This is a genomic window from Pseudonocardia sp. SID8383 (assembly GCF_009864975.1).
Lineage (GTDB): Bacteria > Actinomycetota > Actinomycetes > Mycobacteriales > Pseudonocardiaceae > Pseudonocardia > Pseudonocardia alni.
Genome location: NZ_WWFY01000194.1, coordinates 1 through 669 on the forward strand (window position 1 = coordinate 1; position 669 = coordinate 669).

The following is a 669-nucleotide window of genomic DNA, read 5'->3' on the forward strand; positions in this document are numbered from 1 at the left end:
GTCGGTGTCGCCGCGGCCGCGGGCGTTCACCACGACCGACCGGGCCGATGCGGTCACCGACGCGGCGGTCACCGGGTCCGCGGCCCGGACCCGGGTGCCGACCAGCCGGGCCAGCACCCGCGGCGCGGTGGCGACGGTGAGCCCGGGCGACGGCGCGTCGAGGGCGACGTCGTGGCGGCGGGCGAGCAGCCCGACGAGCAGCAGCACGGCCCCGACGACGATCACCCCGACGGCGATCCAGAGCACCGGCTGGGCGGTCCACAGGGTGTTCTGGACGGTGGTGCGCCAGTCCCGCCAGGGGACGAGCAGCCCGGCGCCGGAGACCCGGCCGACCCAGGCGGCCACCACCTCGACGACGACGAGCGCGCCGATCGCGGCCACCACCAGGCTCAGCAGCGGCGCGAGAACGCGGAGCAGGACACGCACGGGGCCCGGCCTCCTTCTTCCGACTCGTTCAGGATCCGACGGTTCTACTGCACGCGCGGGGCGTCCGGGCGCGGCCGGGCGTCCTCCGGCCGGAGGGCCTCGACCTCGACGGTCAGGCCGCGCAGCCGGTGCCCGGTGGTGCGACGCAGGTCGGCGTCGATCCGCTCCCGGACGTCGGCGACGGCGGCCCGCACCGACCCGGGGTGGGCCAGGGTGAGCCGCAGCCGGACGTCGACCTCACCG

1 protein-coding gene and 1 pseudogene are annotated in these 669 nt (G+C 77.6%); both read right to left on the bottom strand.

What is annotated here, in order from left to right; genetic code table 11:
• The coding region (locus tag GTW08_RS04710) for a hypothetical protein (RefSeq protein WP_161151463.1) at nucleotides 1-426 on the bottom strand (426 nt) is incomplete at its 3' end.
• A gap of 44 nt (nucleotides 427-470) precedes the next feature.
• Nucleotides 471-669, bottom strand: a pseudogene (locus GTW08_RS04715) (hypothetical protein); the annotation flags it as partial.